The following is an 18,083-nucleotide window of genomic DNA, read 5'->3' as shown; positions in this document are numbered from 1 at the left end:
TCAGCCCCCGGCGAGCGCGTCCAGCAGGGCGGGCAGGGCGATGCCGATCGGGTCGCGGACGACCTCGGTCGCCAGCGCGTCGTACGGCGTCGGCTCCGCGTTGACGATGATCAGCCGGGCGCCGTGCTCGGCGGCCAGCCCGGCCAGCGACGCGGCGGGCTGCACCTGGAGGCTCGTGCCGACCGCGACGAACACGTCGCACGCCTTCGCCACGGCGATCGCCTGCGACAGCACCTCCGGGTCCAGGGCCTGACCGAACATCACCGTCGCCGACTTGAGGATGCCGCCGCAGCTCTCGCACGCCGGGTCGGCCTCGCCCGCCTCGACCCGTGCCAGCGCGTCCGCCATCGTGCCGCGCGCGTCGCATCCGGTGCACACCACCGTCCGCGACGTGCCGTGCAGCTCCAGCACCTTCCGCTCCGGAACGCCGGCCAACTGGTGCAGCCCGTCCACGTTCTGCGTGATGACCCGCACCGGCGTGCCCGAGCGCTCCAGCCGGGCCACCGCCTCGTGCGCCCCGTTCGGCTTCGCCGCCCACACCGGGCTGTCCCGCCGCATCCGCCAGGAGCGGCGCCGCACGTCCGCGTCGGCCATGTAGTGGCCGTAGGTGACGAGCTTCTCCGCCTCCGGGTCCCGCTTCCACAGCCCCTGCGGCCCCCGGTAGTCCGGAATCCCCGAGTCGGTGGAGATCCCCGCCCCGCTGAGGAGCGCCACCAGCGGGCGTTTCCCCTGCTCCGTGCTCTCGTCCGCGCTCATACCGGAAGCGTACGCTCCGGGCATGTTCACCACCCGGCCCACGCTCCAGGGCACCTTCGGCATGGCCGCCGGAACCCACTGGCTCGCCGCCCAGACCGCCATGGCCGTCCTCGAGGACGACGGCAACGCCTTCGACGCGGCCGTCGCCGCGGGATTCGTCCTCCAGGTCGTCGAGCCGCACCTGAACGGCCCGGCCGGCGAGGTGCCGATCCTCCTCGCACCCGCCGGGGGACCCGTGCGGGTCCTGTGCGGTCAGGGCGTCGCCCCCGCCGGGGCGACCGTCGCGCACTACACCGGACTCGGCCTGGACCTCGTCCCCGGCACCGGCCCCCTCGCCGCCGCCGTGCCCGGCTCCTTCGACGCCTGGCTCACGCTGCTCCGCGACCACGGCACCCGGTCGCTGCGCGAGGTGCTGACCTACGCCGTCGGGTACGCCGAACGCGGCCACCCGGCCGTCGAGCGGATCGGCGAGACCGTGGAGACGGTCCGCGGACTCTTCGAGACGGAGTGGACGGACTCCGCGGCGGTCTACCTGCCCGACGGCCGCGCCCCGCGCCCCGGCGCGCTGCTGCGCAACCCCGCGCTCGCCCGCACCTGGCGGCGGCTGCTGGACGAGGCCGAAGCCGCCGGGCCGGGCCGCGAGCAGCAGATCGACGCCGCGCGGCGCGCCTGGCGCGAGGGCTTCGTCGCCGAGGCCCTGGCCGCGGCCGCCGCCCGCCCCACCATGGACACCTCCGGCGAACGCCACACCGGCACCCTCACCGGCGACGACCTCGCCGGCTGGCACGCCACGTACGAGGAGCCTGCCACCTACACCTGGAACGGCTGGACGGTCTGCAAGCCCGGGCCCTGGTCGCAGGGCCCCAGCCTCCTCCAGCAACTCGCTCTGCTCCCCGACGACCTGCCCGAGGCGTACGGCAGCCCCGACTCCGTGCACCGTCTCGTGGAGGGCACCAAGCTCGCGATGGCCGACCGGGAGGCCTGGTACGGCGACGCCGACGGCGCGGAGCACGTGCCGCTCGCGGACCTGCTGTCGCCCGCGTACAGCGCCGGGCGCCGCCGCCTCGTCGGCGACACCGCCTCCCACGCCTTGCGCCCCGGCAGCCCCGGCGGCCGCACGCCCCGGCTGCCCGCCGCCGCGCTCGCCGCCGCCGGACGCGGGCGCGCCGTCGCGGCGGGCACCGGCGAGCCGACCGTGCCGTCGCCCGTCGCCCCGGCGGACGACCGGGTGGGGAAGGGGACCGAGGCCTTCCCGGCCGACGCTCTCCCGGCCGACGCCGCCCGGCACGCCGGCGGCCCCCACGTCGACCGGAACGGCCTCACCCGCGGCGACACCTGCCACATCGACGTCGTGGACCGCTGGGGCAACATGGTCAGCGCCACGCCCAGCGGCGGCTGGCTGCAGTCCAACCCGGTCATCCCCGAACTGGGCTTCCCGCTCGGCACCCGCCTCCAGATGGCCTGGCTGGAGCCCGGACTGCCCAACACCCTCGCGCCCGGCCGCCGCCCGCGCACCACGCTGTCGCCCTCGCTCGCGCTCCGCGACGGGCGCCCCGTGCTGGCGTTCGGCACCCCCGGCGGCGACCAGCAGGACCAGTGGCAGCTGCACCTGCTGCTCGCCGCCGCCCTGCGCGCACCGGTGCGCGGCGGCCTCGACCTGCAAGGATCCATCGACGCTCCCAACTGGCACACCGAGAGCTTCCCCGGCTCCTTCTACCCGCGCACGATGCGGCCGGGCTCCCTCGTGGTGGAGTCCCGGATCGGCGAAGAGGCCGTCGCCGCGCTGCGCGCCCGCGGCCACCGGGTCACCGTCGGCCCGCCCTGGTCCGAGGGCCGGCTCAGCGCCGTGGCCCGCGACCCCGAGACCGGCGTGCTCTCCGCCGCCGCCAACCCGCGCGGCATGCAGGGTTACGCGGTGGGCCGGTGAACGGGCGGCCCCCGCAGGAGGGACGGCGTGCGGGGCGGGGCGCCCCCGGCGGCAGGGCGTGCTTCCATGGAGGCATGATCGACGATGCCCTGGTGTCCGGAGCCGAAGAGGCGGTACGCGAAGCGGTGGCGGAGGAGGTCATGCCGCGGTGGCGCCGGCTCGCCACGCACGAGGTGCTGGAGAAGAGCGGCCCGCACGACCTGGTGACCATCGCCGACCGGAAGGCGGAGGAGCACCTCACCCGCACCCTCACCGCCCTGCTGCCCGGCTCGGTGGTCGTCGGCGAGGAAGCCGTCCACGACGACCCCGTGCGGTACGAGGCGCTGCGCGGCCCCGACCCGGTGTGGATCATCGACCCGGTCGACGGCACCCGGCAGTTCGTGCGCGGCGAGGACGGCTTCTGCACCCTGCTCGCCCTCGCCCAGCACGGCGAACTGCTCGCGTCCTGGACGTACGTGCCCGCCCGGGGGGACATGGCCATCGCGCGCCGCCGCGGCGGCGCGCTGCTCAACGGCGAAGCCGTGACGGCCGGTTCGCCCGCGCCGGGAGCAGTCCTCGAAGTCGCCACCTCGCACCCGGACTTCACCACCGAGGACCAGAAGCGCGCCCTGCTCGGGCTGCGTACGGACGGCGTCGCGCCGCGACCGTGCGGTTCCGCGGGTCTGGAGTACCTGCGGGTGGCGCGTGGCGAGCTGGACGCCGTCGCCTTCTCCTGGGAGAGCGCCTGGGACCACGCGGCGGGCCTGCTGCTGGTGGCGGAGGCGGGCGGCGCGAGCAGCACGATCGCTGGGGACTCTTTCACACTCGCCGGGAACAACGCGCTTCCCTTCACCGCGGCGCGCGACGCGACGACCGCACGGCGTATCGTCGAGCTGCTGCAGACCGGCAGCTGACGCACAGGGGCGAGGGGAGAGCCGAAATGCCGTCGATCCGGGACGCGGTGGTGGTGGGTGCCGGCCCCAACGGACTGACCGCGGCGGTGGAGCTGGCCCGTCGGGGCTTCTCCGTGGAGTTGTTCGAGGCGCTGGACACCGTCGGTGGAGGCGCGCGCACCGAGGAGCTGACCCTTCCGGGTTTCCGGCACGACCCGTGCTCGGCGGTGCATCCGCTCGGCGTCAACTCCCCGGCCTTCCGCGACATGCCGCTCGCCCGCCACGGTCTGGAGTGGCTGGAGTCCGATCTGGCGATGGCGCACCCCTTCCCGGACGGCACGGCTGCGGTGCTGGCCCGTTCGGTGGGGGAGACCGCCGCGTCCCTGGGCAGCCGCGACGCCGGCGCGTACCGCAGGCTGGTCGCACCGCTGCTGCCCCGCTGGGACACCCTCGCCGCCGACTTCCTCGGCCTCGGCTCGGCCCTCAACGGACGTCTGCCGAGCGCCCCGTTCGATCTCGCCCGCTTCGGCATGGCCGGGCTGCAGCCTGCGGCCTGGCTGAGCCGCCGCTTCCGCGACGAGAAGGCCCGGGCCCTGGTGGCCGGCATGGCCGGACACGTCATCGCGCCCACGACCACGTTCGCGACCGGCGGCATCGCGCTGGTCTTCGCCCTGGCCGCGCACGCCCGCGGCTGGCCCGTCCCGCGCGGGGGCTCGCAGTCCGTCTCCGACGCCCTCGCCGCCTACCTGCGGGAGCTGGGCGGTGTGATCCACACCGGCTCCGAGGTGAAGCGGCTGGACGAGTTGCCTCCCGCGCGCGCGTACGTCTTCGACACCTCGCCGACCGCCCTGGCCCGCATCGCCGGTCTGGGCCACGCCTACGCCGGCTACACGTACGGAGCCGGCGCGTTCAAGATCGACTATGCCCTGGACGGCCCGGTCCCGTGGACCTCTCCCGAGGCCCGCCGCGCCACCACCGTGCACGTCGGGCACACCGCCGGAATGATCGACGACGCGCTGCGGCGCGCCACGCGGGGCCAGGACCCGGAGCGGCCCTTCCTGATCACCGCCCAGCCCGGCCTCGTCGATCCGTCACGCGCACCGGAGGGCCGGCAGGTCTTCTGGGTCTACGGCCACGTCCCGAACGGCTGGGACGGCGACGCCACCGAGGTCGTCGAGGAGCAGCTGGAGCGCTTCGCGCCCGGCTTCCGCGACCGGGTCCTCGCCCGTGCCACGGCCGGCCCGCCGGAACTCGCCGCGCGCAACGCGAACTACGTCGGCGGCGACATCGCGTGCGGCTCGGCGGCGGGCCTGCAACTGCTGCTGAGGCCGAAGCTCGCGCGCGTCCCGTACGCCACCGCGCACCCGGCCGTCTACCTCTGCTCCTCCGCCACCCCGCCGGGACCCGGCGTCCACGGCATGTCCGGGCACCACGCCGCCCGCGCCGTCTGGCGCCGCCTGGCGCTGGGCCGCTGAGACGCCGGGGTACCGGAGCTCCGCTCCTTCTGAGTAGCCGTACTCAGGCGCACGGGGGTGCTGCGCCTCTACCGTGACCGCTCGGGATGCCACGAGGGGGAGCGTCATGAGCCGGACAGACGTCGGGAGAATCGCCGGCGCCGCAGCGACGGGAGCGGTGGTGGGCTGGACGGCCGCCGCCCTCTGGGCCCACGGAGTACGGCGGGGTGAGGCCGCGTGCTCGGACTCGCCGGGCTTCTGCCTGTCCCTGTACCCGCTCGGGACGTTCGCGGCGTGGATCGCGCTGGCGCTCGTCGTGTTCGGCCTGGGGCTGCGCCGGGCGGGGGTGAGGCCCCTGTGGGTCACCGTTCCGGTGTGCACGCTGCTCGTGTGGTGGACCACCGCGTACTTCGCGACGGTGTCCGGAGACGTGCCGCACGCGGGGCTCGCGGCGCTGTTCGGCGCTCCGGCCGCCGCGCTCGTCTGCGCCGCCCCTCCGGAGCGTTCCCGGATGCGCGTGGCCTGGCCGGTGGGGGTAGCGGCTCTCCTGCTGCCCGCCCTGGCCCGGGTGTCGGGAGCGGTGTGAGGCGCCGGAGCGCTGCGGTGTGCGGAGGCGCCGCCTCCGCACACCGCACACGGGCCCGGGAGTGGTCCGCGGGGCTCAGGCCACGCAGCCGCGCGGGATGAACGCCCAGGCGATGCCGCCGGCGAAGCGCTGGCCGTGCCACTTGGCCATCACCCACTGGCGGTCCTTCGTGGTGTAGCGGACGTCGATCTGCGCTCCGGCCGGGACCGTGCCGAGGACGTGGCGCGGGACGGCGGCGCCCGAACCGTATGCGGCGGCCGCGCCGATGTTGCCGTAGACGGTGCATGCGGCGGTGGAATGGGTGACCTTCAGTCCGCCGCCCTTGTTGGTGCTCCAGACGCCGTACGGGCTGCACAGGTGGTCTACCGCGTTCTCCTGGCAGAAGACCCGTTCGGAGTGCCACCAGCGCAGCTGGTCGGGGGTGCCGTCGCCGTGGCTGGAGCCCACCACGTTCGGGCCGCCCGCGCAGCTGCCGGACATGAAGCCGCTGCGCTTGATGGCGAACTTGCTGGTGCCGTACGCGTAGGCGCAGCCGTCGAAGCTGCCGCCGGCGAAGCCCCACGGCCAGCGGTCGATGCTGGGGTTGCCCGCGCTGCCGTCGCCGGTGTCGCGGATGTCCATGTGGTCGGGGCCGGGCTTGATGCTGCCGTCCGCGAAGCGGAAGTCCTCCCCGAACAGGTAGCCCACCATCGGGCCGTTGGCCTTGTAGCTGAGCAGCACCCAGCCGGGCCCCATGCCGGTCTGCGCATGGCTGTCCTCGGCGGCGCTCTGCACGCGGTTGACGCCGTAGCCCCACGCCCCGGCGGGGGAAGAGACCAGCAGCGTCAGCAGGGCGGCGAGGGCAAGCGCGGCCAGGGACAGGATCGACGGGGTCGGGCGGGATCTTCGGGGCATGGGGACTCCTCTGTCCGTGTCCGGGGGCCGTCACCTCGGCGACCCCCGGACACGGACTATCCAAGACATGTACGCGTCAAACTGAGTCCCGTACCGTCCCGTCCCGCCCGAGAGCCGAGCCTCAGGCGGCCTTCCCGCTGCGCGCGTCCGCCCGCACCAGGTCGCGCGTGGCTCCCGGTTCGACGCCCAGGCGCTCGAACAGCTCGCGGGTGAGCCGGTCGTCGGAGCGGAGCAGCCCCAGCAGGATGTGCGCGACGCCGATGTGCTTGTCCTCCGCCGTGATCGCCTCGCGCAGCGACAGCTCCAGCGCCTTCTTGGCGCGCGGCGTGAAGGCGATGTGCCCTGCGGCGTCCGCCGGGCGCCCGCGGCGCCGTGTCCGGCCGAGGAGGAAGCCCCGCCGCGCCCGTCCCTCGCCCGGATCGGCGGGCCGGTCCAGTGCTCCCTTCCCGAACGCCGCGTCCGTGTGCCGCCGGACGGCCTCCAGGTCGATGCCGAGCGTCCGCAGCGCGTCGGCGTCCTCGGGCCCGAGCGCGTCCGCGTCGCGCACCACGAGTGCGCGCACGGCTTCCCGGCAGCTCTCGGCCGTCACGCCCAGCCGGTTCAGCGTCGCCGCGCCGGGCTCCTGCGGGCGGTGCAGCACGGCGAGCAGCAGGTGCTCGGTGCCGATCCAGTCGTGGTCGAGGCCGCGTGCCTCTTCCTGGGCCCGTACGACCACCTCGCGGGCCTGCCGGGTGAACCTCTCGAACATCTGCCGCCTACCTCCCTGAGTGCTTCTTGTGCACGGCCTGCCTGCTGACGCCGAGGGCGGTCCCGATCTCCTCCCAGGACCAGCCCCGGGTGCGGGCGCTGTCCACCTGGAGCGCCTCCAGGCGCTCCACCAGCCGCCGCAGTGCGGCGACGGCCCGCAGGCCGACGCGCGGGTCGCGGTCGCTCGCGGCCTGGGCCGCGTCGAGCGCGCTGCGGGCCTCCTGCCCATCGGGCGCGTTCCGCGCCTCCGTTCCCTCGGTCATGGTGTCAACGTAGGATGACGCGGGACCCTCTGTCAATATCGGTTGACATGCCTGGTCGGCGGAGGGCGGTGCCGGATAGGGTCGGGGACGGCGCGACTGCCCGGTTCGAGAAGCAAGGGACGACACTCAATGGCTCCAGCAGGGCGCGTGCTGATCGCTGCCGACAAGTTCAAGGGCTCCCTCACGGCCGTGCAGGTCGCCGAGCACGTCACCGCCGGGCTGCGCCGGGCGCGGCCCGGCCTCGAGGTGGAGGCACTCCCCGTGGCCGACGGAGGCGACGGCACCGTCGCCGCGGCCGTCGCGGGCGGCTTCGCGCGGCGCGAGGTCCGCGTGACCGGGCCGCTCGGCACCCCGGTCACGGCCGCCTACGCGCTGCGCGACGGCACCGCCGTGGTCGAGATGGCCGAGGCATCCGGCCTGCAACGGCTGCCCGACGGCGTTCTCGCGCCGCTGACCGCCACCACGTACGGCACCGGCGAGGTGCTGCTCGCGGCGATCGAGGCCGGTGCGCGGACCGTCGTTCTCGGCGTCGGCGGCTCCGCCACCACGGACGGCGGCGCGGGCATGCTCGAAGCCCTGGGGGCCCGCTTCCTCGACCTGGACGGCGACCCGCTCCCGCCCGGCGGCGGGCCGCTGCGGGAACTGGACACCGCCGACCTGTCCCGCCTCGACCCGCGGCTGCGGGACGTCGAGGTGGTGCTCGCCAGCGACGTCGACAACCCGCTCACCGGCCCCCAGGGCGCGGCCGCCGTCTACGGGCCGCAGAAGGGTGCCTCGGAGAACGACGTGGCGGCGCTCGACGCGGGACTGGCCCGCCTCGCGCACGTGCTGGCGGAGGCGGCCGGACCCGACGCGGGCCGGGACGTCACCGCCGCGGCCCAGGCCCCCGGCGCGGGCGCTGCCGGCGGCATCGGCTTCGCCGCGCTGGTCGGCCTGGGCGCGGCCTTCCGTCCCGGCATCGAGGTCCTGCTGGACGTGCTGGGCTTCGCGCCCGCACTGGGACGCGCCGACCTGGTGATCACGGGGGAGGGGTCGCTGGACGCGCAGACCCTGCACGGGAAGGCTCCGGCCGGAGTCGCTGCGGCGGCGCGGGCGGCGGGGAGGCCCGTGGTCGCCGTGTGCGGGCGTCTGACGATCGACGACGCGGCGTTGCGCGGCGCCGGCATCGAGGCGGCGTACCCCCTCACCGCCCTGGAGCCCGACCCGGCCCGCTGCATGGCGGAGGCGGGCCCCCTGCTCGAGCGCGTCGCGGAACGCCTGGCCGCCGACCACCTGTAGCACGTCCGGTCCGCGCCGGGCGCTTCGACGGCGTGCCGGTTCCTCGGTGCGGCCCCGGCGGGTATGCCGCCGCGCGCATCAGCCGCCCGGGACGCCGGCGCCGGCGCCCGTCCCGCGGCGCAGGCCCGTCCCCGTCCGGCGGTGTCCACGGTGGTGCAGCCGGGGCCGTCCGCGCGGCCGGGGGCGGACGACGGCCGCACCTCGCCCACGGCGCCGTGGGCAGCGCGAAGGCCCGGGGCTGCGAGCCCCGGGCCTTCGCGGCGCGTGCCGTCCGTGCTGGCGTGTCCCGAACCGGACAGGCCCCTAGTTCTGCGCGGCGGCCCGCGCCTCGCGCCGGTTGTCGCGGAAGGCGTGCACCCGCCGGGCGGTCGCGAACAGCGGGATCACCGCGCCGAGCACGACCTGGAGGGCGCAGCCGGTCTGGAGCAGCAGCTCGCCTCCCGGGGCGTCGAACGCCCACGCGGCCAGCAGGCCCATGCTGAGCACGATCCAGCCGAGCATCGCCACCGCGAGGCGCCCCCGCGGCTTCGGGTACTCCACGCGGCTCACCATCAGCCACGCCACGCCGAAGATGGCCAGCAGCGTCGGGATGAACGGCAGCCCGAGCAGCACGATGGACACCACCGTCAGCGCCCCGAAGGGGCTGGGCATGCCCTGGAAGATGCCGTCCCGCAGGGTGACGCAGGAGAAGCGGGCGAGCCGCAGCACGACGGCCAGCATCACCACGACCGCGGCCACCACGGAGACCCGCTGGTGCGCGTCGGAGGCGACCATGCCCCAGACGGCGACGAAGTAGGCGGGGGCCAGGCCGAAGCTGATCAGGTCGGAGAGGTTGTCCAGCTCCGCACCCATCGCCGAGCTGCGCAGCTTCCGCGCGACGAGGCCGTCGAAGAGGTCGAAGACCGAGGCCAGCAGCATCAGGATGACGGCGGTCGCGGCCGAGTGACGGGCCATCCCGCCGTCGTCGTTCCCCATCAGGTGGGGGATGAGCACGCCGGTGGTGGTGAAGTACACCGCGAGGAAGCCGCAGGTGGCATTCCCCAGCGTCAGCGTGTCCGCTATCGACAGCCGCATCGACAGCGGCATCTCGTCGTCGTCCTCGTCGGCCTCGGGCACCCAGGCGGCCTGGGTGTCGGGATCAATCACGGTCAAGACGTGTCACCCCCGCGGTAGTCGCCTGGCCCACCTCGACGGCGGGCTCGATGCCCTCCGGGAGGTAGACGTCCACCCGCGAACCGAAGCGGATGAGACCGATGCGCTCGCCCTGCTCCACCTTCGTGCCCTCCGGCACGTAGGGGATGATGCGGCGCGCGACCGTGCCGGCGATCTGGATCATCTCGATGTCGCCGATCTCGGTGTCGAAGTGCCAGACGACGCGCTCGTTGTGTTCGCTTTCCTTGTTGAACGCCGGGACGAAGCCGCCGGGTACGTGCTCCACGGAGGTCACCGTGCCGGCCAGTGGTGCACGGTTCACGTGCACGTTGAGCGGGCTCATGAAGATCGCCACTCTGGTGCGGCCGTCCTTCCACGGCATGATGCTCTGCACCACGCCGTCGGCCGGGGAGATCACCCTGCCCTGGGTGATCTCGCGCTCCGGGTCGCGGAAGAACCACAGCATTCCGGCGGCGAGCGCGGTGGCCGGCACGGCGACCGCGCGGGCCCGGCCGGAGCGGCGGGAGCGGAGGAGGCTGACCGCCGCGGTGGCCACGGTCGGCAGGAGCCACGGCGACGCTCCGCGCGCGAGGCGGACTCGACCGCTGGGTGCAGAGGACTGGCTGTGGGGCATGGAAGACCTTCGTAGCTTCTCTAGGTGCCGCGTTCGGTTCGGGGGACGGCGGCTTTCCGGGATGCTACCGGTTACTGGGGGCAACTGGGCAAGCCAGAGCGCCAGTCGGAGCCGGAACCCCTGGTCCGGATACTTCCCCGGGCGTGCCGGACGCACACCGGGGAGTACCCGGACCAGCGGCTCCGTGGACGCGTCAGCCCTGGAGGCGGTACTCCTCCAGCAGCCGGCGTCCGACGATCATCTTCTGGATCTCGGCGGTTCCTTCACCGATCAGGAGCATCGGCGCCTCCCGGTACAGGCGCTCGATCTCGTACTCCTTGGAGAAACCGTACCCGCCATGGATGCGGAAAGCGTCCTCCACGACCTCCTTGCAGTACTCGGAGGCGAGATATTTGGCCATCCCCGCCTCCAGGTCGTTGCGTTCACCGGAGTCCTTCCTGCGCGCCGCGCCGACCATGAGGGCGTGTGCCGCCTCCACCTTCGTGCCCATTTCGGCCAGTTTGAACTGAATGGCCTGGTGCTGTGCGATCGGCTTGCCGAAGGTGTGCCGCTGCTGCGCGTAGTCGATGCCCAGCTCGAAGGCGCGCTGGGCGACTCCGCAGCCACGCGCGGCGACGTTGACGCGGCCGACCTCGACGCCGTCCATCATCTGGTAGAAGCCGCGTCCGGTCTGCCCGCCCAGTACGCGATCGGCCGGAATGCGCAGGCCATCCATGATCAACTCGGTGGTGTCGACACCCTTGTAGCCCATCTTGTCGATCTTGCCCGGGACGGTGAGGCCCGGCCGGACCTCGCCGAACCCCGGCTCCTTCTCCACCAGGAACGTTGTCATCGACCGATGCGGCGCCGTCCCCTCCGGGTGGCCCTCGTCGGTCCGGCACAGCACCGCGACCAGCGTGGACGAGCCGCCGTTGGTCAGCCACATCTTCTGGCCGGTCAGCACGTACTCCTCGCCGTCGCGGACCCCCTTGGAGGAGATCGCCGAGACGTCGGAGCCCAGTCCGGGTTCCGACATGGAGAAGGCGCCGCGGACCTCGCCGGTGGCCATCTTCGGCAGGAAGTGGTCCTTCTGCTCCCGGGTGCCGTGCTGCTTGAGCATGTACGCCACGATGAAGTGGGTGTTGATGATGCCGGAGACGCTCATCCAGCCGCGCGCGATCTCCTCCACGCACAGCGCGTAGGTCAGCAGCGACTCGCCGAGCCCGCCGTACTCCTCGGGGATCATCAGGCCGAAGACGCCCAGGTCCTTGAGGCCCTCGACGATCTCGGTCGGGTACTCGTCCCGGTGCTCCAGTTCGGTGGCGACCGGAAGGATCTCCTTGTCGACAAATCCCCGGACGGTGGAGACGATCTCCCGCTGGACGTCCGTCAGGCCCTCGGTCTGTGCGAGCCGTCCCATGTCACTTCGCCCCCTTCGATGCCGGCTCCCGCAGTTCGGGACGTCCGGGCTGTTCGCCGCCGCGCGCCTCGACGTAGGTCGCGGTCGGCACCATCACCTTGCGGCGGAAGGTGCAGACCAGCGTGCCGTCCTGGTTGTAGCCCTTCGTCTCCACGTGCACGATGCCGCGGTCGTTCTTTGACCTCGACGGCGTCTTGTCCAGCACGGTCGTCTCGCCGTAGAGCGTGTCGCCGTGGAACGTCGGCGCGACGTGCCGGAGCGACTCGATCTCCAGGTTGGCGATCGCCTTGCCCGAGACGTCCGGCACGGACATGCCCAGCAGCAGCGAGTAGACGTAGTTGCCGACGACGACGTTCCGGCCGAAATCGGTGGTCCGCTCCGCGTAGTGGGCGTCCATGTGGAGCGGGTGGTGGTTCATGGTCAGCAGGCAGAAGAGGTGGTCGTCGTACTCGGTGACCGTCTTCCCCGGCCAGTGCTTGTAGACGTCGCCGACCTCGAACTCCTCGTAGGTGCGCCCGAACTGCATGATCAGGCCTCCGGGGGCTGGAAGGCGGACGTACGGGTCATGCCGGCTGCGCGGCCCTTGCCCGCGACGACCAGCGCCATCTTCCGGCTGGCCTCGTCGATCATCTCGTCGCCGAGCATCGCCGAGCCCTTCTTGCCGCCTTCCTCGGAGGTGAACCACTCGTAGGCGTCGAGGATCAGCTCCGCATGGTCGTAGTCGTCCTGGGACGGGGAGAAGATCTCGTTCGACGCCTCCACCTGGCCCGGGTGCAGCACCCACTTGCCGTCGAAGCCCAGTGCCGCCGCACGGCCGGCGACCTCGCGGTAGCCGTCGACGTTCTTGATCTGGAGGTAGGGGCCGTCGATCGCCTGGAGGTCGTTGGCGCGCGCCGCCATCAGGATGCGCATCAGGATGTAGTGGTAGGCGTCGGCCGGGTAGCCGGGCGGCTGCTCGCCCACCACGAGGGACTTCATGTTGATGGACGCCATGAAGTCAGCCGGGCCGAAGATGATCGTCTCCAGCCGTGACGAGGCGGCCGCGATCTCGTCGACGTTCACCAGTCCGCGTGCGTTCTCGATCTGCGCCTCGATGCCGATGCGGCCGACTTCCAGGCCGACGGTCTTCTCGATCTGGGTGAGCAGCATGTCCAGCGCCTGCACCTGCTGAGCGTCCTGCACCTTGGGCAGCATGATGCAGTCCAGGTTCGCGCCGGCGCCCTCGACGACCGTGATGACGTCCCGGTAGGTCCAGTGCGTCGTCCAGTCGTTGACCCGCACCACCCGGGTCTTCCCCGTCCAGTCGCCCTCGTTGAGGAACTTCACGATGGTGTGCCGTGCGTCCGGCTTCGCCAGCGGCGCGCAGGCGTCCTCCAGATCGAGGAAGACCTGGTCGGCCGGGAGGCCCTGGGCCTTCTCCAGGAAGCGCGGGTTGGAGCCCGGCACCGCGAGGCAGGAGCGGCGAGGGCGGAGCGGCTTCGCAGCGGTCTCCGGGGGACCGGCGGGGGCTGTCATGCGGGGACCTCCAGTGGTTCGAGCGTGTTCGCGGACCGGATCTCGTCGACGATACGGCCGATGATCTCCGTGATCCCGAAGTCCTTGGGTGTGAAGACGGCGGCCACTCCGGCGGCCTTCAGAGCGGCGGCGTCGGCCGAGGGGATGATGCCGCCGACGACCACCGGGACGTCGTCGGCGCCGGCCTCGCGCAGCCGCCGGAGCACGTCCGGCACCAGCTCGGCGTGCGAGCCGGACAGGATGGACAGGCCGACGCAGTGCACGTCCTCGGCGACCGCGGCGGAGACGATCTGCTCCGGGGTGAGCCGGATGCCCTGGTAGACCACCTCGAAGCCGGCGTCCCGGGCGCGTACGGCGATCTGCTCGGCGCCGTTGCTGTGGCCGTCCAGCCCCGGCTTGCCGACCAGCAGCCGCAGCCGCCCGCCGCCCAGGTCGTCGGCCGTGCGGCTCACCCGGCGACGCACCTCGGCGAGCGTCGAGCCCTCCTCGGCGGTCACCGCGACCGGCGCGCCGGACACGCCGGTGGGGGCGCGGAACTCGCCGAAGACCTCCCGCAGTGCGCCCGCCCACTCGCCGGTGGTCACCCCGGCGCGGGCGCACTCCAGGGTCGCCTCCATCAGGTTGGCGTCCGTGGTGGCGGCCTTCTTGAGCAGCTCCAGCGCGGTCGCCGACGGCGGCCACACGTTCCCCCTCGGCCCGGGGGCCCGGGAGGTGCCCCCGGGCTCGTCCCGCGTCCGCCGCCAGTCCTTGACCGCCTGGACGGTGCGGGCCTCGGTCGCCGGGTCGATGGTGAGGATCGCGGCGTCCAGGTCCGCCGTGAGCGGGGAGGGTTCGGTGCCCTCGTAGCAGTTGACGCCGACGATCCGCTCCGCACCGGACTCGATCTTCGCCCGCCGCTCCGCGTGCGAGGAGACCAGCTGCGACTTCAGGTAGCCGGACTCCACGGCCGCCATCACGCCGCCCATCTCCTCGATGCGTTCCATCTCGGTCAGCGCGTCGGAGACCAGCGACCCGACCTTCGCCTCGACGACGTGGGAGCCGGCGAAGAGGTCGTCGTACTCCAGCAGGTCGCTCTCGTGGGCGAGGACCTGCTGGATGCGCAGCGACCACTGCTGGTCCCAGGGCCGGGGGAGCCCCAGCGCCTCGTTCCAGGCGGGCAGCTGCACGGCCCGTGCGCGGGCGTCCTTGGAGAGTGTGACGGCGAGCATCTCCAGCACGATCCGCTGCACGTTGTTCTCCGGCTGCGCCTCGGTCAGTCCGAGAGAGTTGACCTGCACGCCGTACCGGAAGCGGCGCTGCTTGGGGTCCTCGATGCCGTACCGCTCGCGGGTGATGCGGTCCCACAGCCGGGTGAACGCCCGCATCTTGCACATCTCCTCGACGAACCGGACGCCCGCGTTGACGAAGAAGGAGATGCGGCCGACGACGTCCCCGAACCGTTCGGCCGGGATCTGACCGGAGTCGCGCACCGAGTCCAGCACGGCGACCGCGGTGCTCAGCGCGTACGCGACCTCCTGCACCGGCGTGGCCCCGGCCTCCTGCAGGTGGTAGCTGCAGATGTTGATCGGGTTCCACTTCGGCATGTGGTTGACCGTGTACGCGATCATGTCGGTCGTCAGCCGCAGGCTCGGCACCGGCGGGAACACGTGCGTCCCGCGGGACAGGTACTCCTTGACGATGTCGTTCTGCGTCGTGCCGGACAGTTTCGAGACGTCCGCGCCCTGTTCCTCCGCGACCACCTGGTAGAGCGCCAGCAGCCACATGGCGGTGGCGTTGATGGTCATGGAGGTGTTCATCTGCTCCAGCGGGATGTCCTGGAACAGCCGCCGCATGTCACCGACGTGGGAGACCGGTACGCCGACCCGGCCCACCTCTCCGCGGGCCAGGACGTGGTCCGGGTCGTAGCCGGTCTGCGTCGGCAGGTCGAACGCCACCGACAGGCCGGTCTGTCCCTTGTCCAGGTTGCGGCGGTACAGCTCGTTGGACGCCTCCGCCGTGGAGTGGCCGGCGTACGTGCGCATCAGCCACGGCCGGTCCTTCTTCCGCTCCGTCATGTGCGGACCTCCGTCACACGTTCCGGCTGCGGCCGTCGGTTCGCTCGCCTTCGGCGTCGCGGAACAGGTTGATGGCCTCCTCGTGCCGTGCCCGCTTCTCCTGGTCGCGGACGCCCATGCCCTCCTCGGGGGCCAGGCAGAGCACGCCGACCTTGCCCTGGTGCAGGTTCTTGTGCACGTCGTACGCGGCCTGGCCGGTGTCCTCCAGCGCGTAGCTCCGGGAGAGCGTGGGGTGGATCTTCCCCTTGGCGATCAGGCGGTTGGCCTCCCACGCCTCCCGGTAGTTGGCGAAGTGCGAACCGACGATCCGCTTCAGCGACATCCACAGGTAGCGGTTGTCGTAGGTGTGCTCGTAACCCGAGGTGGAGGCGCAGGTGACGATCGTGCCGCCCTTGCGCGTGACGTACACGCTCGCGCCGAACGTCTCCCGGCCCGGGTGCTCGAAGACGATGTCGACGTCCTCGCCGCCGGTCAGTTCGCGGATGCGCTTGCCGAAGCGCTTCCACTCGCGCGGATCCTGGTGGTGCTCGTCCTTCCAGAACCGGTAGCCCTCCGCCTTGCGGTCGATGATCGCCTCGGCGCCCATCTTCCGGCAGATCTCGGCCTTGTCCTCGCTGGAGACGACGCAGATCGGGTTGGCGCCGCCGGCGAGCGCGAACTGGGTGGCGTAGGAGCCCAGACCGCCGCTCGCGCCCCAGATCAGCACGTTGTCGCCCTGCTTCATCCCCGCGCCGTTCTGCGAGACCAGCTGGCGGTAGGCGGTGGAGTTGACCAGGCCCGGTGCGGCGGCCTCCTCCCAGGAGAGGTGGTCCGGCTTGGGCATCAGCTGGTTCGTCTTGACCAGGGCGATCTCGGCCAGGCCGCCGAAGTTGGTCTCGAAGCCCCAGATGCGCTGCTCGGGATCGAGCATCGTGTCGTTGTGGCCGTCCGCGCTCTCCAGCTCGACGGAGAGGCAGTGGGCGACGACCTCGTCGCCGGGGTGCCACTTGTTGACCCCGGGGCCGGTACGCAGCACGACGCCGGCCAGGTCGGAGCCGATGATGTGGTACGGCAGGTCGTGCCGCTCGGTCAGCGGCGACAGGCGCCCGTAGCGCTCGAGGAAGGCGAAGGTGGAGACCGGCTCGAAGATCGAGGTCCACACCGAGTTGTAGTTGACCGAGGACGCCATCACGGCGACCAGGGCCTCGCCCGGACCGAGCTCGGGAACGGGCACCTCGTCGAGGTGGAGGGACTTGCGGGGGTCCTTCTCCCCGCTGGGCAGCCCCTCGAACATCCCTTCGTCCTCCTTGTGCACGGTGACCGCGCGGTAGGACTCCGGAAGCTCGAGTGCCGCGAAGTCTTCGGGCGTCGAGTCGGATGCGAGGATCGCGTCGAGGATCTTGTTCACGGTAATGCCTCCGGCGAAGCGCGTAACGGGAGAACGCTTGAGGGAACGTCGGTGCTGAGGCAGTGCCGTCGGTTCGGCGGATGTTCGGCGGTGCGCCGTGGTGGGCGCGGGGGTGCCTGTGACGCAGGCGTCCGGGAGCGCGTGGCGGGTGCGCCGTACGGGACAGCGCGCCCGGACTCCTTCACCGTATGACACCCAGTGCCAGCGCACAAGGCACTAGGTGCCATGATTTTCTCTCACGTGTCACCTCCGGCGCACACCTGAGCGGGACTCCGGGTCGTGCGCCGGAATGTGTCCCCGGTCCCGGCCTCTCCCGAAACCGGGGGCCGTCTGCGGTGGGAGCCGTGGGGAGCGGAGGACTCAGCGGCGGTCGCGCAGCGCCGCCTCGATCGACGTCATGATCTCCGCCGGCGATGCGTCCGTTCGGGCGACGGTGACCAGCACGTCGCCCCGCCCCGGGCCTCCGGCCGCGGGCCGCACCGTCGCCGTCGCCGTCGGGCGGTCCGCCGCGAACCCGGTGCCGAACGTCCGCCGGACGATCGCGAAGGCGTGGTCCAGCTGCGCCTCCACGTCTCCCACGGCCCCGCCCCGCAGCCACCGCCGCAGCACGTGGTTGTGCGCGGTGACGACGGCCGACGCCGCGACCTCGGCCAGCAGCGGCTCGTCGAAACTCGTCGCGCCGTCCCCCGCGTCGCGGTGCGCCGCCTCGTCGAAGTGGCCGAGCAGGTAGCGCGTGAACAGCCGCTCGTACCGCGCGACGGAGGCGATCTCCCGTTCGCGCAGCGCGGGCACCTCGCGCGTCAGCTTGTACCGCTCGACGCTCCCCTGGGGGGAGGCCGCGTACATCTTCATGACCTCCTTGATGCCGCGGCACACCGTGTCCAGCGGGTGCTCGTGCGCCGGCGCGGCCTCCAGCACCGCCTGCGCGCGCACCAGGGTGTCGTCGTGGTCCGGGAAGATCGCCTCTTCCTTGGAACGGAAGTGCCGGAAGAAGGTCCGCCGGGCGACCCCGGCAGTGGCGGCGATCTCGTCGACGGTCGTCGCCTCGTATCCCTTGGTCGCGAACAGCTCCATCGCCGCTGCGGCGAGTTCGCGTCGGATCTTCAGCCGCTGCGTCGACGCGGCGGGGGTGCGGGCGGGCTTCACGGACTCCGGCATGTGGTGC

Annotated in this window: 17 protein-coding genes and 1 pseudogene; 5 read left to right on the top strand and 13 right to left on the bottom strand. The window is 72.7% G+C overall.

The window, feature by feature from the left end:
* Positions 1-756, bottom strand: coding sequence for an SIR2 family NAD-dependent protein deacylase (locus tag RM572_RS16450; RefSeq protein WP_311674110.1), 756 nt, complete (start codon positions 754-756; stop codon positions 1-3).
* A gap of 22 nt (positions 757-778) precedes the next feature.
* Here RM572_RS16450 and RM572_RS16445 point away from each other — a divergent pair, with 22 nt between their 5' ends.
* The 4 genes from RM572_RS16445 to RM572_RS16430 all read left to right on the top strand — a co-directional run bounded on the left by RM572_RS16445 (position 779) and on the right by RM572_RS16430 (position 5,595).
* On the top strand, positions 779-2,683 hold the full coding sequence (locus tag RM572_RS16445) for a gamma-glutamyltransferase family protein (RefSeq protein WP_311674109.1): 1,905 nt from the start codon (positions 779-781) through the stop codon (positions 2,681-2,683).
* 74 nt (positions 2,684-2,757) lie between these two features.
* Entirely contained in the window at positions 2,758-3,576 is an 819-nt protein-coding gene (locus RM572_RS16440) for an inositol monophosphatase family protein (RefSeq protein ID WP_311674108.1), read from the top strand.
* Between the two features lie 26 nt (positions 3,577-3,602).
* Positions 3,603-5,030, top strand: coding sequence for a phytoene desaturase family protein (locus RM572_RS16435; RefSeq protein WP_311674107.1), 1,428 nt, complete (start codon positions 3,603-3,605; stop codon positions 5,028-5,030).
* A gap of 106 nt (positions 5,031-5,136) precedes the next feature.
* Positions 5,137-5,595, top strand: coding sequence for a hypothetical protein (locus RM572_RS16430; protein ID WP_311674106.1), 459 nt, complete (start codon positions 5,137-5,139; stop codon positions 5,593-5,595).
* A 75-nt stretch (positions 5,596-5,670) separates the two neighbouring features.
* Here RM572_RS16430 and RM572_RS16425 read toward each other — a convergent pair whose 3' ends face one another.
* The 4 genes and pseudogenes from RM572_RS16425 to RM572_RS16415 all read right to left on the bottom strand — a co-directional run bounded on the left by RM572_RS16425 (position 5,671) and on the right by RM572_RS16415 (position 7,499).
* Positions 5,671-6,489 carry a hypothetical protein gene (locus RM572_RS16425; RefSeq protein ID WP_311674105.1) on the bottom strand — a complete coding sequence of 273 codons (819 nt, stop codon included), beginning with the start codon at positions 6,487-6,489 and terminating at the stop codon, positions 5,671-5,673.
* 121 nt (positions 6,490-6,610) lie between these two features.
* Positions 6,611-7,036: a Clp protease N-terminal domain-containing protein gene (locus RM572_RS16420; protein ID WP_449657221.1), complete on the bottom strand. Its 426-nt coding sequence runs from the start codon at positions 7,034-7,036 to the stop codon at positions 6,611-6,613.
* Positions 7,037-7,102: 66 nt separating this feature from the next.
* Positions 7,103-7,237 (bottom strand): annotated as a pseudogene (locus tag RM572_RS29860) (Clp protease N-terminal domain-containing protein); the annotation flags it as partial.
* Positions 7,238-7,244: 7 nt separating this feature from the next.
* Positions 7,245-7,499, bottom strand: coding sequence for a hypothetical protein (locus tag RM572_RS16415; RefSeq protein WP_311674103.1), 255 nt, complete (start codon positions 7,497-7,499; stop codon positions 7,245-7,247).
* 129 nt (positions 7,500-7,628) lie between these two features.
* Between RM572_RS16415 and RM572_RS16410 the strand changes: the two genes are divergently transcribed.
* A complete protein-coding gene (locus RM572_RS16410; RefSeq protein ID WP_311674102.1) occupies positions 7,629-8,777 on the top strand; it encodes a glycerate kinase in 1,149 nt (382 codons plus the stop codon).
* Between the two features lie 303 nt (positions 8,778-9,080).
* Here RM572_RS16410 and pssA read toward each other — a convergent pair whose 3' ends face one another.
* From pssA to RM572_RS16370, 8 genes are all read right to left on the bottom strand, one after another.
* Positions 9,081-9,929 (bottom strand): CDP-diacylglycerol--serine O-phosphatidyltransferase, encoded by an 849-nt coding sequence (gene pssA / locus RM572_RS16405; protein ID WP_311674101.1) that lies wholly within the window; start codon positions 9,927-9,929, stop codon positions 9,081-9,083.
* Positions 9,916-10,563, bottom strand: a complete 648-nt coding sequence (locus tag RM572_RS16400; RefSeq protein ID WP_027762097.1) for a phosphatidylserine decarboxylase — start codon at positions 10,561-10,563, stop codon at positions 9,916-9,918. Before RM572_RS16400 ends, pssA begins: the two co-directional genes overlap by 14 nt.
* Before the next feature lie 193 nt (positions 10,564-10,756).
* Positions 10,757-11,962 (bottom strand): acyl-CoA dehydrogenase family protein, encoded by a 1,206-nt coding sequence (locus RM572_RS16395; protein ID WP_311674100.1) that lies wholly within the window; start codon positions 11,960-11,962, stop codon positions 10,757-10,759.
* A gap of 1 nt (position 11,963) precedes the next feature.
* Positions 11,964-12,488: a MaoC family dehydratase gene (locus RM572_RS16390; protein ID WP_311674099.1), complete on the bottom strand. Its 525-nt coding sequence runs from the start codon at positions 12,486-12,488 to the stop codon at positions 11,964-11,966.
* Positions 12,489-12,490: 2 nt separating this feature from the next.
* Entirely contained in the window at positions 12,491-13,477 is a 987-nt protein-coding gene (locus RM572_RS16385) for an HpcH/HpaI aldolase/citrate lyase family protein (protein WP_311674098.1), read from the bottom strand.
* Positions 13,474-15,531, bottom strand: coding sequence for a protein meaA (locus tag RM572_RS16380; RefSeq protein WP_311674097.1), 2,058 nt, complete (start codon positions 15,529-15,531; stop codon positions 13,474-13,476). The genes RM572_RS16385 and RM572_RS16380 overlap by 4 nt, the downstream gene beginning before the upstream one ends.
* Positions 15,532-15,544: 13 nt before the next feature.
* Positions 15,545-16,918, bottom strand: a complete 1,374-nt coding sequence (ccrA, locus tag RM572_RS16375) for a crotonyl-CoA carboxylase/reductase (RefSeq protein ID WP_311674096.1) — start codon at positions 16,916-16,918, stop codon at positions 15,545-15,547.
* Between the two features lie 360 nt (positions 16,919-17,278).
* Positions 17,279-18,076 carry a TetR family transcriptional regulator gene (locus RM572_RS16370; RefSeq protein WP_311674095.1) on the bottom strand — a complete coding sequence of 266 codons (798 nt, stop codon included), beginning with the start codon at positions 18,074-18,076 and terminating at the stop codon, positions 17,279-17,281.
* Positions 18,077-18,083 lie beyond the last annotated feature (7 nt).

The organism is Streptomyces hazeniae, from assembly GCF_031845485.1.
Lineage (GTDB): Bacteria > Actinomycetota > Actinomycetes > Streptomycetales > Streptomycetaceae > Streptomyces > Streptomyces hazeniae.
Note: the sequence above shows the minus strand (reverse complement) of the source record. Positions and strands in the feature narration are given on the sequence as shown.